17 protein-coding genes are annotated in these 17,480 nt (G+C 62.3%); 12 read left to right on the top strand and 5 right to left on the bottom strand.

Annotated features, from left to right (window positions below; translation table 11 throughout):
• Positions 1-16 precede the first annotated feature (16 nt).
• Positions 17-1,474, bottom strand: a complete 1,458-nt coding sequence (locus QP305_RS07555; RefSeq protein WP_101595621.1) for a sensor histidine kinase — start codon at positions 1,472-1,474, stop codon at positions 17-19.
• Positions 1,475-1,624: 150 nt separating this feature from the next.
• Here QP305_RS07555 and QP305_RS07550 point away from each other — a divergent pair, with 150 nt between their 5' ends.
• From QP305_RS07550 to QP305_RS07520, 7 genes are all read left to right on the top strand, one after another.
• Positions 1,625-3,289, top strand: coding sequence for an amino acid permease (locus tag QP305_RS07550; RefSeq protein ID WP_284904766.1), 1,665 nt, complete (start codon positions 1,625-1,627; stop codon positions 3,287-3,289).
• Entirely contained in the window at positions 3,270-3,455 is a 186-nt protein-coding gene (locus tag QP305_RS07545) for a hypothetical protein (protein ID WP_284904765.1), read from the top strand. Before QP305_RS07550 ends, QP305_RS07545 begins: the two co-directional genes overlap by 20 nt.
• 5 nt (positions 3,456-3,460) lie before the next feature.
• Positions 3,461-3,721, top strand: coding sequence for a helix-turn-helix domain-containing protein (locus QP305_RS07540; RefSeq protein ID WP_284904764.1), 261 nt, complete (start codon positions 3,461-3,463; stop codon positions 3,719-3,721).
• Between the two features lie 95 nt (positions 3,722-3,816).
• A complete protein-coding gene (locus QP305_RS07535) occupies positions 3,817-4,275 on the top strand; it encodes a DUF2505 domain-containing protein (RefSeq protein ID WP_284904763.1) in 459 nt (152 codons plus the stop codon).
• Positions 4,276-4,385: 110 nt separating this feature from the next.
• Complete coding sequence (locus QP305_RS07530) at positions 4,386-5,186, top strand: thymidylate synthase (protein WP_087069792.1); 801 nt, start codon at positions 4,386-4,388, stop codon at positions 5,184-5,186.
• 9 nt (positions 5,187-5,195) lie between these two features.
• A complete protein-coding gene (locus tag QP305_RS07525; protein WP_284904762.1) occupies positions 5,196-5,762 on the top strand; it encodes a dihydrofolate reductase in 567 nt (188 codons plus the stop codon).
• A complete protein-coding gene (locus QP305_RS07520; protein ID WP_284904761.1) occupies positions 5,763-6,797 on the top strand; it encodes an SGNH/GDSL hydrolase family protein in 1,035 nt (344 codons plus the stop codon). It begins immediately after the preceding gene.
• Between the two features lie 32 nt (positions 6,798-6,829).
• On the opposite strand, the gene QP305_RS07515 is transcribed toward QP305_RS07520, so the two are convergent.
• Positions 6,830-8,311, bottom strand: coding sequence for a class II fumarate hydratase (locus QP305_RS07515; protein ID WP_431832362.1), 1,482 nt, complete (start codon positions 8,309-8,311; stop codon positions 6,830-6,832).
• Positions 8,312-8,534: 223 nt separating this feature from the next.
• Here QP305_RS07515 and QP305_RS07510 point away from each other — a divergent pair, with 223 nt between their 5' ends.
• Positions 8,535-9,365 (top strand): hypothetical protein, encoded by an 831-nt coding sequence (locus QP305_RS07510; RefSeq protein WP_284904760.1) that lies wholly within the window; start codon positions 8,535-8,537, stop codon positions 9,363-9,365.
• 33 nt (positions 9,366-9,398) lie between these two features.
• Here the strand turns inward: QP305_RS07510 and QP305_RS07505 are convergent, their stop codons facing one another.
• Positions 9,399-10,808, bottom strand: a complete 1,410-nt coding sequence (locus QP305_RS07505; RefSeq protein ID WP_284904759.1) for an MFS transporter — start codon at positions 10,806-10,808, stop codon at positions 9,399-9,401.
• 2 nt (positions 10,809-10,810) lie between these two features.
• Positions 10,811-11,752 (bottom strand): nucleoside hydrolase, encoded by a 942-nt coding sequence (locus QP305_RS07500; RefSeq protein WP_284904770.1) that lies wholly within the window; start codon positions 11,750-11,752, stop codon positions 10,811-10,813.
• Positions 11,753-11,882: 130 nt separating this feature from the next.
• Between QP305_RS07500 and QP305_RS07495 the strand changes: the two genes are divergently transcribed.
• A complete protein-coding gene (locus QP305_RS07495; protein WP_284904758.1) occupies positions 11,883-12,992 on the top strand; it encodes a hypothetical protein in 1,110 nt (369 codons plus the stop codon).
• Between the two features lie 15 nt (positions 12,993-13,007).
• On the opposite strand, the gene QP305_RS07490 is transcribed toward QP305_RS07495, so the two are convergent.
• Positions 13,008-14,024: a LacI family DNA-binding transcriptional regulator gene (locus QP305_RS07490; RefSeq protein ID WP_284904757.1), complete on the bottom strand. Its 1,017-nt coding sequence runs from the start codon at positions 14,022-14,024 to the stop codon at positions 13,008-13,010.
• A gap of 232 nt (positions 14,025-14,256) precedes the next feature.
• Here QP305_RS07490 and QP305_RS07485 point away from each other — a divergent pair, with 232 nt between their 5' ends.
• From QP305_RS07485 to QP305_RS07475, 3 genes are all read left to right on the top strand, one after another.
• On the top strand, positions 14,257-15,555 hold the full coding sequence (locus QP305_RS07485) for an ABC transporter substrate-binding protein (protein ID WP_284904756.1): 1,299 nt from the start codon (positions 14,257-14,259) through the stop codon (positions 15,553-15,555).
• Between the two features lie 66 nt (positions 15,556-15,621).
• Positions 15,622-16,605, top strand: a complete 984-nt coding sequence (locus QP305_RS07480) for a carbohydrate ABC transporter permease (protein WP_284904755.1) — start codon at positions 15,622-15,624, stop codon at positions 16,603-16,605.
• Positions 16,602-17,480, top strand: coding sequence for a carbohydrate ABC transporter permease (locus QP305_RS07475; RefSeq protein ID WP_087069813.1), 879 nt, complete (start codon positions 16,602-16,604; stop codon positions 17,478-17,480). Before QP305_RS07480 ends, QP305_RS07475 begins: the two co-directional genes overlap by 4 nt.

Below are 17,480 nucleotides of genomic sequence, written 5' to 3'. Positions count from 1 at the left end.
GCGCCGGGAACGGAAACTATTTTTCATCCGTGGGCGGCAGCCCGGCCGTCACATTAATCGTGAGCGTGACGGTGGTGCCCCCGCCTTCCCGGGCCTCCCATTTAATGGTGCCGTGCAATTCGCCTTCCACCATGGTGCGCACAATCCGGGTGCCCAGGCCCTGCTTGACGCCGGTGGTGGGCACGCCCACGCCGTCGTCGCTCACCTGCACCGTGAGGACGTCACCTTCGCGGTCCGCGCTCACCACAATATGCCCGCCGTGCGGCAGGCCGTGTTCCACCGCGTTGGAGACCAGTTCGTTGAGGACAACGGCCAGGCGGGTGGCGGTATTTGCGTCCACCATTCCGAATTCGCCGCGCACCTCGGAAGAAACACGCACATCCGTGGAGGCAATATCGGTGGCCATGGTGATAAGCGGGGTGAGGACCTCGGAAAAGTCCACGATTTCGTCCACGGTTTGGGAGAGAATCTGGTGGACGAGGGCAATGGTTTCCACGCGGCGCTGCGCCTCGGAGAGCACCTCGATCACCTTTTTATCGTCGGCGCGGCGCGCCTGCATCCGTAGCAGCGCCGAAACGGTCTGCAAATTATTTTTGACGCGGTGGTTGATTTCGCGGATCGTGGTGTCTTTGCTGACCAGCTCCAATTCGCGCCGGCGCAGCTCGCTAATATCACGCGAGAGCACCACCGCGCCCACGTGCTTGCCGTCCTTCCACAGCGGCACCGCCCGCAGGGAGAGCACCGCCCCGCGCAATTCGAGTTCCGTCATCCACGGGGCACGCCCGAGCAGCACCACCGGCAGCGCATCATCCAGGCGGGTTTCCGCGTCAATACTCGAGGTGATTTGCTCGGCGAGCAGCTGGCCTTCGAAAGTGGAACGAATCCCGAGGCGGTGCAGATTAGACACCGCATTCGGGCTATTGAAAATCACCGCGCCGTCGGCATCAATATGGGTGAAGCCATCCGTGACGCGCGGGGCGCCGTGGCGGAAACCGCTCGGGGTGCCTTCCATGGGGAACAGGCCCTGGGTGACCATATCGAGGAGCTGCTCTTCAATTTCCTCGTAGGAGGAATGCCGCAGCACCGTTTCTTTGCGCGAGCGCTGGGAATACACCAGGGCGAGAACCGCGAACGGATCCTCACCGGCCCGGCGCACCGGGTAGCCTTCGTAACGCAGGCCGTGAATATAGACGGTGCCGCGCTGCCCGGTGGCGATAATCTCCCGGAATTTCTCCGAATCGGCCGGATCGAAAGTCATATTAACCACGTCATTATCGAGTGCGGTGGCGTTGGTGGCCGGGCGGCAGGCCGCCGCGATAATGAAGCGTTCATCCTGGAGCGGGGTGACCAGCACGAGGTCCGCGAAGGAAAAATCGGAGAGTAACTGCCAGTCCCCCACCAGCTGATGCAACCATTCGCGTTGCGAAGCGGAGAGCGTTTGGGACCGTTCCAAGATATGACCGAGAGATGGCATACCCCTAAGAGTAGTCGCTCGCGCGAGTACACTAGTAGTTCCGCGTTAGTTATATTCACGGCAGTGCGAGGGCCGGGCTGCGCCGGCGGTGGAGGCCGGGTGGGGCGGCGCCGCGCTGCGCCGTCGTTCTATCCACGAAGGGAAGCCCGCATGGCCGCACGCCACCACGCTTCGCCCGGCGCCCGGGCCCGCACGCGCACCGCCGCTAGCCGCACCAACGTGCGTACCCGCGCCACTTCGCACCACACCGCGCTGGCGCGCAGCCTCACCTCCCCGCAAATCGCGATGATTGCGCTATCCGGGGCGTTGGGCACGGGGCTATTTCTCGGGGCGGGTGCCACGATTTCACTGGCCGGGCCGGCCACGATTATTTCTTACGCACTGGCCGGGCTGCTGGCGCTTTCGGTGGTGTGGGCGCTGGCGGAAATGGTCAGCGCGCATCCCGTTCCCGGCGGGCACGGCACCATCGCGGGGGCTTATCTGGGGAACCTGGGGGCTTTTGTAACGCGCTGGAATCTGGCGGTCACCTACATTGTGGCGGTGGGCGCGGAAGTGACGGCCGGCGCGAAATACCTCCAGCACTGGCTGCCCCAGCTCAATAGCGCGGTGGGAACGGTGGCCTGTTCCCTGTTTATTGTGGGCCTGAATATGGCCACGGTGCGCCTGTACGGCACCGCGGAATACTGGTTCTCCATGATTAAAGTGGCGGCCATTTCGGTCTTTATTCTGCTGGGTCTCATTATTATTTTTGTGGGGCTGCCCGCGAGCGAACCGGTGGGGCTGGTCAATCTCACCGAGCACGGCGGCTTTATGCCGCTGGGCGCCGGCTCGGTTTTCATTGCCGCGTGCATGGCGGTTTTTTCTTTCGGCGGGATTGAAACGGTCTCGGTCACGGCCGCGGAATCGGGGAATCCCCGTTACGATATTCCGCGCGCCGCGCACACCATGATTTGGCGGCTGCTGCTCTTCTACGTGGGGGCGATTGCGGTGGTGGTGGCGATGCAGCCGTGGACGGTCACCGCCGAGCCGCTCCACGATATTTCCCAATCGCCTTTCGTGCACGCGCTGGACGCCGCCGCGATTCCGGCCGCCGGTCATATTATGAACGCGGTGCTGCTGGTGGCGGCGCTGAGCGCGGCGAACGGGTGCCTGTACACCTCCTCGCGCATGATTCACGCGCTGGCAACCGACCGCATGGCCCCGGCTTTTGCCGCGCGCACCACCCCGAAGGGCACCCCGCGCGGTGCGGTGACCTTGGCGATGGTGGGAATGGTGGTCGCCTGTATTTTGGCGCTCACCTCCCCGCAGGCCGGCTTCTCGTATTTGTACGGCTGCGCTACGGTCGGGACCCTGCTCACCTGGGCTTTAGTGATGGCCACTCATATTGCTTTTCGACGACGCCGCAAGCAGCTGGGACTCGAGCTCCCTCCGGCTCGCCTCTGGGGCGCCCCGGTGACGAATCTGGCCGTCATGGCCGGCTGCCTGGCTATTTTTGTGGCGCTCTTCTGGCTCATGCCGGTAGCCTGGTATGCCGGGCTGCCCTATCTGGGTATCCTTCTTCTTATCTATGTTTTTCTGGATCGGGTGCGCGGGCTACCCGCGCCGCGCGATCTGGCCGGTGAGGAAGCTGGGCGGGGTGCCGCGGCCTCGCATGGCGGCGATGCTGCGCGGGGCACCGAGGCCACGCACGGCACCGAAGCTGCGCGTGGTACCGAAGCTGCGCGTGGTACCGAAGCTGCGCGTGGTACCGAAGCTGCGCGTAATGCCGCGGCCGGGAGCGAAGGAGCTACAAGTAATGGAATCGGCGAAAACTAAACGCTGGATGTGGGCCGGGGCGAGCTCAATTGCTGCCGGCCTCCTCCCCCTTCTTCTCACCGTCATTCTCCAGCGCGGCTGGTGGGTGCCGTGGGCGCTGCTGCTGGTGATTGGCTGTATCGAAATTGCCTACGGGTTGCTGGCTCGGAAAGAGACTATGAGGTAATAACCATGGACATCCTTCCTGAAGTTACGCAACGCTCATATGAGCAAGCCCGGAGAAATCGCCTATTTCTCAAAGCTCTCGGTTCCACGCGTGAACGCAAAGGCATCTCTCAAGACCTTGTGGCCCAACGCCTCGGCGTAACACCGGAGTGGGTCTCCGAGTTAGAGTCGGGGGTCATCAACCCTACACTGCAACGGCTGCATTCCTACGCGGTAGCTATCGGCGTCGCCATCGAATACAACGTGAGAGACCTCGACGTTAAGTAACCATTCCGCACGCCACATACCCGCACCCTCCGGCTCTGCGCTGAAAAATCCGGCCGAGCTTCCCTCGCGCCGCACCCATGCGGGAAAATATAGCCATGCAGTTTTCCCATAGCTACGAGATCAGCGCCCCCGCGAGCGCCGTCGCCACCGTCCTCATGTCCGAAGAACTCGCCAATCGCCGCCTCGCCGCGCTCCACACGCAACCGTCTTCCTTCACGCCCGGCGCCGAGCGCGCGGTCATGACGGTGCAGGTCAGCGCCGACCAGCTTCCCGCGCAGGCCCGGCGTTTCCTTTCTTCCGGTCTAGCGGCCAGTATTGTATTCACCCGCAATGGGAACGACGTCGCAGCGCAGCTGGAAGCCAAACTTCCCGTCCACGCCAGCGCTGATTTCCAGGTTTCCGGCCCTGGGCCGGCCACCGTCACGGTCACCGGTGAGGTGCGGGTCTCCATTCCTTTCGTCGGCAAGAAAATTGAAGAGAAGGTGGCCCAGTACGCCGCGAAAGTGGTGGAGCGCGACGCCGCGCTTATCCACGAGATCATCGCGCAGGGCTAGGATGCTCGCCCGGCATGCTGCCCTTCCCGGGGAAGCCTTGCCGAAGCGGCCTAGCCAGGTGCTTTTTCGCAGCAAGTTTTTCTGTCGTCGTAGCCACGTAGGATGGGTTCATGATTAATCGCCAATATGAAGATCTGCTTGCCGATATCCTCGCCAATGGGACTCGCAAGGGGGACCGCACCGGCACGGGTACCCTCTCTGTCTTCGGGCGCCAGCTGCGCTACCACCTGGCTGATGGTTTCCCGCGTATCACCACTAAGTTCGTGGCCATGAAGCCTATCAAGGGGGAACTGTTGTGGTTCTTGCGTGGCTCTACCAATATTGAGTGGTTGCAGCGCAATGGCATCACCATTTGGGATGAATGGGCTGATGAACATGGTGAGCTCGGCCCGGTCTACGGCTACCAGTGGCGTAGCTGGCCCGCGCCGGATGGCCGGCATATCGATCAAATCTCCCAGCTCCTGGAAACCCTGCGCAGCAACCCGGATTCGCGGCGCATGATTGTTTCCGCGTGGAATGTGGCGGATCTGGATAAGATGGCGCTTCAGCCTTGCCATGCTTTCTTCCAGTTCTATGTGGCTGATGGCAAGCTGTCCTGCCAGCTCTACCAGCGCAGTGCGGATATGTTCCTCGGGGTGCCTTTCAATATTGCCTCGTATTCTCTTCTTACCCATATGATTGCCCAGCAGGTCGGCCTGGATGTTGGTGATTTTGTGTGGACGGGCGGGGATTGCCATATCTACCTGAATCATCTTGATCAGGTGCGCGAACAGATTTCGCGTGAGCCCTATCCCTTCCCCACTCTGGAGCTGCGCAAAGCCGATTCCCTCTTCTCCTATGAGATGGATGATATTTCGGCCACCCAGGGCTACCAGCACCACCCCAAGCTCACCGGCGCGGTCTCGGTCTAGGAGGAAGCCATGCTTATCGCACAAATCTGGGCGGAAGCCCGTGATCACGCCCTCGCGAAAGGCTTGCGGCTGCCCTGGAATGTTCCGGAAGATTCGGCTTTTTTCCGGGCGGCGGTGCGCGGGCGGCCCGTGATTATGGGGCGGAAAACCTGGATTTCTGCGGGGCGGCGGCCTATGCCGCATTCCCCCACCATCGTGGTGAGCACCCAAGAAGATTTTGAGGTTCCCGGTGCGCAGCTGGCCGCGAATCTTGAGGAAGCTTTCGCCCTAGCCCGTGCTACCGGGGCGGATGCCGCTTGGGTATGCGGGGGCGCCGGGGTCTATGCCGAAACTCGGGCCTGCTCACAGGTGCTTATCCGCACTGTTATTGATGCCGATGTGGATGCTGATATTTTCGCGCCCGCAATCACCCCGGAATGGGAGCTGCGGCTCTGCTCACCGGGAGCCGCTCATAAAGGCTGGCATACCTCGCGTACCGGGCTGCGTTACCGGTACGAAGTTTGGGCTCGCCCCGGTGTTGTTATCCCGGAGGATCTGCTTCCCGCTACCCCGGATGCGGCCTGGCAGGTGGCCTAAATGCCGCGTGCGGGCGCCGGCCGCGGGCTAGGCAGCGCGCGCATCGCGGGCATCGCGCGTGCCGGGCGGTCTCGCTCCGGCCGGGTTCAGGCCGGCGCTTCGCTCGCGTTTCGCGCACGCACCGCGCGGGCCGCTGCCGGCCTTGCCGCTGTGGCGCTCAGCTGCGCGGCTTGCACTGCTACCGGCAACGCGGGCGGGCAGTCCTCCCCCACCCCGCGGCCCATCACCGCCATCGTGCAGCTGGGCGATTCCTTTTCCTCCGGTAACGGGGCCGGCACTTACGAAGAAGATACCTGCCGGCGCTCCCCTGATAACTACTCCGCCCCGCTCGCCCGCGAACTCGGCGCCAGCTACACCAACGCCTCGTGCTCCGGGGCACGAACATCCGATATAGCCGAACAAGTTAGTGCCGTCACCCCGGCAACCTCGGTCGTGTTCCTCACCGCGGGCGGCAACGATGCCAACTTCGCCCAGATCGTCAGCTCCTGTTTCGTGCTCCGCACCCCGATGAGCTGCGAAGAAGCCATGAACACAGCCACCGCGGCCCTCCCGGCTATCGAGACCGCCACACTTGAGATCCTGCGGTCCATTGATGCCGCCTCCCACGGCCAGGCCACCGCTATCCTGGTGGGCTATCCGCGGCTCTTCGCGGAACACTCCTACCTCATCCCACCTGTCGTGGAAAGCTATGATGCCGGGGCCGCGCTCACCCAGCTCCAAGGCGCCGCGGACGCCATGCAAGAACGCGTCATCACCCAGATGCGGAAAGAAACCGGCTCCGAGCGTTTCCTCTTCGCCTCCACCCGGGCACTATTCGCCGGGCACGAACCGCACGCCCAAGCGTTTCGCGGCAGCGGCGACAGTGACGACAGTGAAGAAGCCTGGCTGGTCTCACCCTTCACTTCCACGGATATTCGGGCCTGGATGCATCCCACCGCGCGCGGCTATCGCGAAATACACGCCTACCTGCGCGAACTCCTCGCCCAAGCAGGCTTCGCCATCCCTACAATCCCCGAAAGCACACCGCGCCCCTAATTGCACCCATCGCTGTACGCCTCGCTGCACACCTAACTACCTTCCGGTTCGGTCATTGCCGCCGGATTCACCCACGTGTCAAAATCAGCCGCACTGACCTGCCCCGAAGCAAGCGCGACCTCCCGCAGCGACGCCCCGCTGGCCTGAGCGGCGCGCGCCAACGTGGCTGCGGCGTCGTACCCAATATGAGGAGCGAGTGCGGTGACGAGCATAAGATTGCGGTTCAGGTGCGCGGAGATGACGTCCTCGCGCGGGGCGATGCCGGCGGCGCAGAAACGTTCGAAGGTGCGCAGGGCGTCGCCGAGGAGGCGCAGTGCCTCGAGCACCGAAAACACCATGACCGGTTTGTAGACGTTGAGCTGGAAATTGCCTTGTGAGCCGGCGAAAGCAACCGCGGCGTCGAAACCGAAAACCGCGACGCAGACCTGGGTGAGGGCCTCCGCCTGTGTCGGATTCACCTTGCCCGGCATAATCGAGGAACCCGGCTCGTTATCGGGGATCGCGATTTCGCCGATGCCGGTGCGCGGGCCGGAGGCATACCAGCGAATATCGTTCGCGATCTTCATGGCCGCGGCGGCCAGGGTGCGCAGGCTCGCCGAAAATGCCACGAGGTCATCGTGGGCGGCCAGCGCCGCGGGCAGATCATCCGCGGGGCGGAACGGCAAGCCGGTCGCCTCCTCGAGCAGCTCGCAGACCCGCGCCGCGAAACCCGGGTGCGAATTCAGGCCGGTGCCCACCGCGGTCCCGCCCAGCGCCACCCGGTACAGGCCCCGCGCTGCTGCCCGCACCCCCGCGAGCGCGCCCTCCAGTTGCGCCGCCCAGGAACCCACCACCTGATCCCAGCGGATCGGGGTGGCGTCCTGCAGATGGGTGCGCCCCACCATCACCACATCCGGGAACCGGCTCGCACGAGCGCGGAACGTGGCCGCCAGGGCCTCCACCGCCGGGATGAGGTGGCGGTGCGCCTGGCGAGCCACCGCCACATACATCGCGGTCGGGAAGGCATCATTCGAGGACTGGCCCTTATTGACGTGGTCATTGGGGTGCACCGGGCTTTTCCCGCCGCGCTGGCCGGTGGCGATTTCATTCGCGCGCGCGGCAATCACCTCATTGACGTTCATATTCGTTTGGGTGCCCGAACCGGTCTGGAAAACCTTGAGCGGGAATTCCGCGTCGAGCACGCCTTCAGCCACCTCGCTGGCAGCGGCGGTGATAAGGAAGGCGAGCTGCGGATCAAGCACCCCGAGCTCGGCATTCGCGCGGGCGGCCGCGCCTTTGAGCAGCCCAAAGGCGTGGATGAGGGGGCCGCCCCAGGTGTAGCGTTCCCCGCCGATGGGGAAATGCTGGAGCGAGCGGGCAGTCTGCGCGCCCCAGTAGTGCGCGGCGGGCACCTCGACCGGGCCCATCGAATCCGTTTCCGTGCGGGTGAGCTGAGCTGCGGCGGGGTGCGTTGCGGCGGCGGGCTGCGTTGCGGCGGCGGTGCCGGCCGCGCCGGTGAGCTGATCCTTTGTCATGATTCCAAGGGTAGCGCCTGCGCCGCACGCACTACCTCCGCCTGCTTGCCCGCGCCGCCGCGCACGCCACCCACGCACGCCCTGCGCACGCCCCGACCACGAAGCCAAAGTGGCATCGCTCACGCTCGTGGTATTTGGCCTGGAAAGCCGGCCGCGGGCGGGCCGCGAAGGTCTGCGCGCGCTATGTTTATTAGGTAAAGTCAGGCGCGGACGAAGGAGGGTCATGGCTACGGAGCGACGGCGCGGTTCTCGGGCACTTGATACTCCCGCGCGCGGCAAACGCGCCTCGGCGCCCGCCCCCGCTCCCACCACGGAAAAAGCTGCGCTCCGGGAAGAACGCGACCGGCTGCACGCCGAATGCGAGAACCTGCGCGAAAAGCACAACAAGCTGCGCGGTGAGAATGACAAGCTACGAGGCGAAAGCACCGCGTTCCACCGCGAAGCAGAAGCGCTGCGCGCGGAAAATTCCCAGCTGAATGCCGAATATTCCCAGCTGCGCGGCGAGCATGAGGGCGCCCGCGCGGAGGCGGCCACGCTCCAGAGTCGCATTACCGAGCTGGAGGGCCTGGTGGCGGATTTGCGTCGTCGTGAAAAAGAATTGGAGGCGGGCGTGGTCTATGCCTCGGGCGTGGAGCAAAGCGCCGTGACCGCGCAGGCCCGCAGCGAGGACGCGATGCGGCGCGCGGCCCGCCTGGTTGCGCGCGTGCGCGGTTTAGAGCAGCAGTTGGAAGAAGAACGACGGCGCTACGCGGCCCTCGAGGCGGCGGGGCGGGCTCGGGAGGCGCGCTTGACCGTGGATTCGGCGCGCACGTCGGCCGCGCATGAGGAACGTTATACCAGCCAGATCAGCACCCTTGAGGTGCAGCTGCGCGAGGCGCGAGCCCAGCTGGCCGCCACCCGCACCCAGCTGGAGACCAGCGAGGATGAGCTGGCCGAGGCGCAAGCGGAACTGAGCGAGGTGCAATCCCACGCGCAAACCCAGCGCTACCTGAGCCTCGGAATGGGCGGACTCGCGGTAGCGCTGGGTATTGCTCTACTCATTATTCTTTTATGAAAATCGCGCACTTAGCGGCGCCGTGCGAAGGGGCTACGCCTCCTCGCTCGTGACCTTTCCCCACCCATCAACAGGGAAAAGCTGACGGCGGAAAGCGAAGAAAGCCAACAGCCCCGCCAGGCACGTAGCACCCACGATAATGAAGAGCAGCGTGAGGCTGTGCGCGGAATCGGCCAGATATTGGGCCTCGGCCACGCCTTCCGGGCGGGCAGCTGCCGGCATCATCGAGCCCAAAATCGCGATACCAATCGAGGGCGAAATATTCATGGCCAGGTCGTTCATACCCACCGCACGCCCCGATTCGGAGACGTCCACGGTTCCCATCACGGTATTCACCACCGGCGCGTAGGCCAGGCCCAAGCCACCGAAGAGGAACACCGCCGAAACGATAATGCCCCACAGGCCCTTATCCACCGTGAACGCCGCGAGGAAAGCACCGATAGCGGCGGATCCGCCCGCCAGCACAATGCCCATCCCACTACCAATTTTCGCCACGATTGCGCCGCTCATCACGCCCATAACCGTCGCGACAACGTAACCGGCGAGCAGCACGAAGCCCATTTGCAGGGCCGTCTTGCCGTGGAAAATGCCCCCGGCCAGGTTGAAGAGCGGTGTCATGGCGTAATTACCGAAGTAGAAGAGCAGCACCAGGGAGACCGCCATGAGGTAGCGGCGATTCTGGAAGAACTCGGGGGTGACGAAGGGGTTCTTGGCCTTGGAAATGTAGATGATGAAGAGGGCCAGGAGCACCGCGAAGGCACCCAGGTAGAGCCAGTTCATCGAGTTGAAGTACATGACCAGGGCCGTGACCGTAACACCAGCCAGCAGGAACCCGGGAACGTCGATCCGCTGGGCCTGCCCGGAAACATCCGGGAGACCTCGCCACAACGTGGGGATGAAGAGCACCGAAATGAGCGGGATCGCGAAGAGCCACACCCAGGACATGGTGATGAGCCATCCGGCTGCCAGTACCCCGATGGCCGTGGAGAACTGGTAGGCCGCGGTGAAGACACCGAAGTACAGCACCTTTTTCACTCCGGGAACGTACTTGGTGGTGACCACCAGGTAGACCGAGCCGGATACCTGGGTGCCCGCAGTTTGAATCGCGCGGGCAATAATAACCACCCAGATGGAGGATCGGGATGCCACCAGGCCCAGCACCGAGCCGATCACGATGAGCACAATGCCCACCATCATCATTTTGCGTAGGGAAACGAAATCACCGAGTGATCCGTAAATCACGCACACGATACCCAGCACGATGCCGGGAATCGAGGTGATGAGCGGGGCGTATTCGACCGCGTTGAGCTGCGTGCCGATGTCTTGGAAAACCAGGTTGAAGCCCTGGATCGTGAGAATTGAGGTAATGAAAATAATGATGAGTTGCGGCAGCGTACGCACGGCAGCCGCGGTATCAACCTGAGATCGATCACGCGCGTTCACGGTCAGATGCCTTTCAAGAGCGAGGTGATGCGAGACATGAACTCGGAGAGGAAACGCTCCACGTCCACCGCGATGGCCACATCTGCGGTCTTGACCGGATCGTTAAGCCGTTCCTCATCGCAGATCGTGCGCCCGCGCACCGGTTCGTGCAGATCAACCTTAATATTGCAGGGGAAAAGCGTGACCAGCGAAGGATCAATCGCCACGGCCACCGCCAGCGGATCGTGCAAGCCGCAGCCGCCCAGATGCGGGGCGGTGGTCTCATACGCCTTGATATAGAAATCAGTAATATCAGCCAGGGCCGTTGCCGCCGGAGTTCCCAAATCCCGCCACTGCTGGGTGTGTTCATAGGTGAGCAGTGTTTGCAAGGTGACATCCAGGCCGATCATCGTGACGTGAGCACCCGAGCGGAAGAGCAGATCAGCGGCCTCCGGATCCTGGGAAATATTCGCTTCCATCACATCATTGCAATTTCCGGGAACCGTGAGCGCCCCACCCATAATGACGATGCGGGCATTATCTTTGAACGTGGGGTCCAGTTCAATGGCGCGCGCCAGGTTGGTCATGGGTCCGGTGGCAACAATAACGACGTCGCTACCGTATTCACGCACCGCTTCCACCATGAATTCGGGGGCCGGCGTGGTTTCCGCTACCCGATTCGAGGCTGGAATCTCAATCTCCCCGATGCCGTTCTTACCGTGAATAAATTCGGAAATCTCGAGGACCTCAAAACCATCCTTTTCACGAGCGTGCGGGATACCCGGATAGACCGGAACCTCCGGATGCCCAAAAAGATCGAGGAGGTCAAGATCGTTTTTCACCCCGGTGCCCAAGAGGACATTCCCGTAGGTGCCGGTGATGCCAATTAATTCGACTTCCGGTGAGCCGAGAGCATAAGTGATTGCCAGGCAATCATCAACACCGGTGTCCAGGTCCAGAATCATTTTCATTGTGGTTCCTCCTTAGAGTCGGTCAAGGCCTTCGTGCTGACCGTCATCACCACCCGGCACCCTTGCCGGATAGCATGAGTATACGAAACAAATACAGGCTGTGGGCTCTTTAATGAAAGGGATAATGATGGTGTTTTCTGCCGCACTCACCTTCGGCGGCGAATTCACATCCCTTCCGCCCCGCTCCGCTTCGCGCGCACTCCCGGTTCCGCCCGGCGCGGTGCTGGTGCAATCGGGGCGCCAGGCTCACGGCCTCATCGCTCAGGCCCTCGCCGCCCGCGGCATCCGCAGCTTAATCGCGCCCGGATTCCTGTGCGCCACCGCGGTTGAGCCTTTCCAGCTCGAAGGCATCCGGGTTCACTGGGTGCAGGTCGGCCCGGACCTCCTGCCAGCCCCGGCCCACCTCGCCGAACTCCTCACCGAGCCGCGGCGCTGCGCGGTGCTCGTCTCCACCACCTTCGGGGCCCGGCCCTCGCCAGAGTTACGCGCCGTGCTCGAGGGGTGGAAGCGCCGCGGTGGCGCCGTCGTCGCCGATCTCACGCACGCGCCTTTTAGTGCCGCAACCATGCACAAGGTTCCGACGCGTTATGCGGTAGCGTCCTTGCGGAAATGGTTTCCGATTCCCGACGGCGCCTGGGCGCTCGGCGCCGCGCTTCCCGCCGCGGCTGCGGAAAATCCGTTGGCGCGCGAGGCAACGCGGTGCGGATTACTGCAATTGCGCGGGGAGGAGCACGACGGCGCAGCTGAGGCCGCCATCGATGCCGCTCTCAGCCCGAGCCCGATAAGCGGGGCGGCTCGGGATATTCTTGGCCACCTGGATGTCGGGGAAGCGCTGGAGCGGCGGCGGGCCAATGCCCGGGCTTTGCGGGCGGCTTTGGTGAGTGAGGGTGTGCCTGAAACCGCGCTCTTCGGCGATGGGGCAGGAATCGGCGGGGCTATGAACGGTGGGGCCACGAGCAGCGCAGTGAACAGTAACGAATCAACGAACCATGCGCCCTACGCCCTCGCCCTCCGTCTAGGCGCACTACCGCCAAGCCGGTCCGCCGCGCATAACCCACATAACATTGCCGAGCACCTCGCCGCCCGCGGGGTTTACACCCCCGCTTTTTGGCCGCGGCTCAGCCACAGCGTGGACTGGCCGCATATCCTCGCCCTGCCCATCGACCAGCGCTACTGCCCCGGCCAGATGCCCGAGCTCGCTCGGCGGGTGGTGCAGGTGCTGCGGGCAGAATAAGCCCGAGCCCCGCCCCTAGATTCGGCGTACTGATTCGCGCATGCGTAGCGGCATATCCACCAGGTGGATATCGCGGTCCCCCGTGCCTTCTTCCCCCAGGAGCCGGGTGGCAGTTTGCCCGATCTCCCAGTAGGGAATTGCGATGGTGGTGAGGGCCGGGTGAACGTAGAGCGCGATTTCGTCGTCGTCGAACGAAGCAATCGAGAGATCATAGGGCAGATGCATGCCGCGCCCCAAACACTGCTGAATCGCCCCCAAAGAAATACGGTCGTTGAGAGCTAGAATCGCGGTGCACTCCGGGCCGTTATCCAGCAGCTCGCCCATCGCCTCGTAACCGAGATCCGGGTCCCACAGCGTACCCGGGAAAATCTTCACCGGCTTGAGGCCCGCCTCTGCAAAAGCATCCAGGATTCCGTCAAAACGATGGCCGATGGTGGCGGAAATGCGTGGCTCACGCAATTCATCATCCATGCCAATAATCGCGATTTTGCGATGCCCCGCTTCGATAAGCACATTGGCCATGCGCCGCCCCGCTTCGTATTCGGCCGGAAGCACCGCCGGGAAACTTCCTTCCCGATCCGGCACCGCGTTGCACACCACCACCGGCAGGCCACGCACAATCTCCGGAACGGTGATCATCTTCGCGCCCATTTCCGCGAAGATAAGCCCATCAACATTGCGATTGAGCATCTCGCGTACCGAGTTCTCCGCCCGGCTCACGCTATCCCCCACCTCCGCGAGGAACACGATTTTCTCCGCTTGGTCAGCGGCGTCGAGGATGCCCCTCAGCATGGCCGAGGCGTAGCGCGTGACCGTAACATCCCGGCTGATCACCCCGTAAATCCCGGTGGTATTGGTCCGCAAAGAACGCGCGGCCGGGTTGGGGCGGTAATTGAGAGCAGCCGCCGCCTCAATCACCCGATCCCGTACTTCTTGGGAGAGACGCGCGGGGCGATCATTGAGCACCAAGCTCACCGCGGTGGGTGAAACACCCGCTCGTTGTGCCACCTGAGCGATCGTCGCTCGCTTCATTCAACCTCCTCGCGCCGTTCTTCCCACCCTTGGGCCACAGTCTGAGCTAAGAGTATCCGATCACCAAGGTGACCAAGCTCACCCACGCCCCCACATTGCGCATACTCACCGGCGGTCCTATAGTTTCTGGCAAGTGCTAAATGCATTTATCACGGTGCAAAGGTGCCGCGTGATGGTTCTTAGCACGTTCCCGCTTCCCGGGCGGGGCGCCAACCAAACCCAAGGAGGGGTGATGAGTAAAAGATTCCGGAAACTCACCGCACTAACATCCGCCGCTGCACTCGCTTTCACGCTGAGCGCCTGCAGTAAGGGCGGAACCTCGTCCCAAGGCAATGTTGCGGACGGGAAACAAGAAGTCACCATGTGGACTCATAACGCCGGCAACGAAGAAGAGCTCGCCGCTATCGAGCAGATCGTTGCTGATTACAACGCACAATCCGATAAGTACCAGGTCACCATGCAGGCTTTCCCGCAGGCTTCCTACAACCAATCCGTGGTGGCGGCCGCTTCTTCCAATAGCCTGCCGTGCATTATGGATATTGACGGCCCCAATGTTCCTAACTGGGCCTGGGCCGGCTACCTTGCCCCGCTCGAAGGCATGGATGACACCCTCAATAAATTCCTCCCCACCACGGTGGGACGCTACGAGGACAAGATCTACTCGTACGGCTACTACGACGTAGCCCTCTCCATCATTACCCGCAAGTCCATCCTCGACGAATTCGGTATCCGCACCCCCACCGTGGATCAGCCCTGGACGCGTGAGGAGTTCACCGATGCCCTCGCCAAGCTGAAGGCTTCCGGGAAGTACGCGGTACCTTTCGATATCAACACCGCTGACCAGGGCGAATGGTATCCCTACGCTTACTCCCCCTACCTGCAAAGCTTCGGCGGGGATCTTATCGACCGCTCGAAGTTCGAAAGTGCGGAAGGTGCCCTCAACGGTCCCGAAGCCCTGGAATGGGCAAAGTGGATGCGTTCCCTGGTAACCGAGGGTTACACGCCGGCCAATGCCGGTTCGGATCCCACCCAGGACTTCATTAACGGAAAATCGGCTTTCTTGTGGATGGGTTCGTGGGCAGCGCAGCCCACCGAAGAGGCTTTTGGCGACGACGTCGTCTTCCTCCCACCGCCCGATTTTGGCAAGGGTCCGAAGATTGGCGGCGGCTCCTGGCAGTGGGGCATGTCGCCCTCGTGCCCAGCCCCCGAGGGAGCGCTGGATTACATGAAGTTCGCCGCCCAGGATAAGTACGTGGCTTCGGTTTCGGTGGCTACCCGTAATATCCCGGCAACCGATGCCGCCACCGCGGAAGTTCCGGCCTTCGCCGAGGGCGGGAAGTACTCCATCTTCCGGGAATTCTCCAAGAAGTACGCGGTGCTGCGCCCCGAAACTGCCGGCTATCCCTTCATCGCTACCGAATTCACCAAGGCAACCCAGGACATTCTCAACGGCGGGGATCCCGAGAAGATTCTCGACCAAACCGTGGCGAATATTGACGCCAACCAAAAAGCCAACGGCTTCTTCAAGTAACACCTGATGCGCGAGGCGCGTGAGCTACCACCGGCAGCTCACGCGCCCTGCCGAAAGGCCAGTGATATGACTTCTGCACCCCAGGCCACCGCGGAGAGTAAGCACGCGCTCCGGCCGGCGCCAGCATCTTCTCAGCGTGCTCAGCCAGCTGCTGCGCCGTCGCGAAAATACCGGCGCGAAACGTCCGCGCAAGCACGGGCCGGGTGGGGAATGCTGGCCCCCGCGGGAATCCTCATGCTGCTTTTCCTTGTGGTTCCCATCGTCCTGACTTTTATCCTTGCGTTTACCGACGCGCGCCTCATTTCCCCGCGCCCGATGCAATTCATCGGCCTGGAGAATTTCGAGCGGTTGTTTGGAACCGAGGTCTTTTGGGCCTCCCTGCGTAATACCCTGATTTTCGCCCTCGTTATTGTGCCGGGACAGTCGGGCCTGGCGCTTATTATGGCGCTGCTCGTAAACAAGAAGTTCCCGGGCTTGAATTTCTTCCGCACCGTTTTCTTCCTGCCCATGGTCACCTCCATGGTGGTGGTATCCATGCTGTGGCTCTTCATGTATCAGCCCGATGGTCTGCTCAACGCACTGCTGGCCAAAATCGGTATTTCCGGGCCGGATTGGTTGGGCGATCCCAGTTGGGCACTCTTCGCCATTATCGTGATGTCTGCCTGGCAGGCCGCCGGGATGCATATGATTATTTGGCTTTCCGGCCTGCAAACAATCCCGGGTGAACTTTATGAAGCGGCGGCTCTGGACGGGGCGTCGCCATGGCAGCAATTCAAACACGTGACCTGGCCGGGTCTGCGCCAAACCCGCACCTTTATTCTCATTACGATCACCATCGCGGCATTCTCGCTGTTCACCCAGATCAATATTATGACGAAGGGTGGGCCCCTCGATTCCACCTCAACGGTGGTCTACCAGGCGGTACGCACCGGATACGACCAGCAGCAAACCGGCTACGCCGCGGCGATTTCCCTGGTCTTCTTCGTCCTGGTTCTCGCCGTCAATCTGGTGCAACGCTATCTCACTCGCGATAAGGAGGCCCGCGCATGAGCACCGCGACGTCATCTCGCAGCATCCCCCGCGCTATTGGAATCTGGGCGCTGCGTATTGGGCTGGCCGCCATTTTCGGCCTACCGCTCCTTTTCATGGTGGTCTCCAGTTTCAAACCGGATACCCAGATTTTCGGGGATATGGGCGGCCTGGAGGCTTTCCTCCCGGTGGGCGACCTCAGCTTCGATAATTACTCCGGAGTCTTCAACCGGGTGCCTTTCTGGCGTTTCCTCCTCAACTCCGTCATTATCTCGGTGTGCATCGTGGTTTTCGGGCTCATCGTCAATTCCATGGCGGCCTTCGCGCTCTCCCGCCTGCAATTCCGGGGCCGCAAGATTTCGCTGACGCTGGTGATCGCCACCCTCATTGTTCCCTTCGAGACTCTGGCGCTGCCGCTGCTGTGGTGGGTTAATAAGCTCCCGTGGTTGGATGCGAACGGCTTCTCGCAAAGCTGGCTGGATACCTACCAGGTCCAGATTGTGCCCTTTATTGCCAATGCGCTCTCGATTTACCTCTTCTACCAGTACTTCGATTCCATTCCGCGCGAGCTGGATGAAGCGGCGCGTGTGGACGGGGCAAGCTGGTTCAAGATCTACCGTTCTATCGTCATGCCGCTCTCCGGCCCGGCTACCGCAACGGTCGCGATTCTGACTTTCCTGCCGGCGTGGAATTCCTACCTGTGGCCACTCATGACGGTGCGCTCCGAGGAGTTGCGCCCGGCGATGATCGGAATCGACTATTTCCAGCAGCTCAACGTATCCTGGGGCCAGATCATGGCGTTCTCCACGCTGATCACCGTTCCTGTCATCATGCTGTTCCTGGCTTTCCAGAAACAATTCGTCAACTCTATTGCCGCTTCCGGTATTAAGGGATAA

The sequence above is a fragment of the Actinotignum timonense genome (assembly GCF_030216305.1).
GTDB classification, from domain to species: Bacteria; Actinomycetota; Actinomycetes; order Actinomycetales; family Actinomycetaceae; genus Actinotignum; species Actinotignum timonense_A.
The sequence above is the reverse complement of the archived record's forward strand: the minus strand, read 5'-3'. Positions and strand labels throughout refer to the sequence as shown.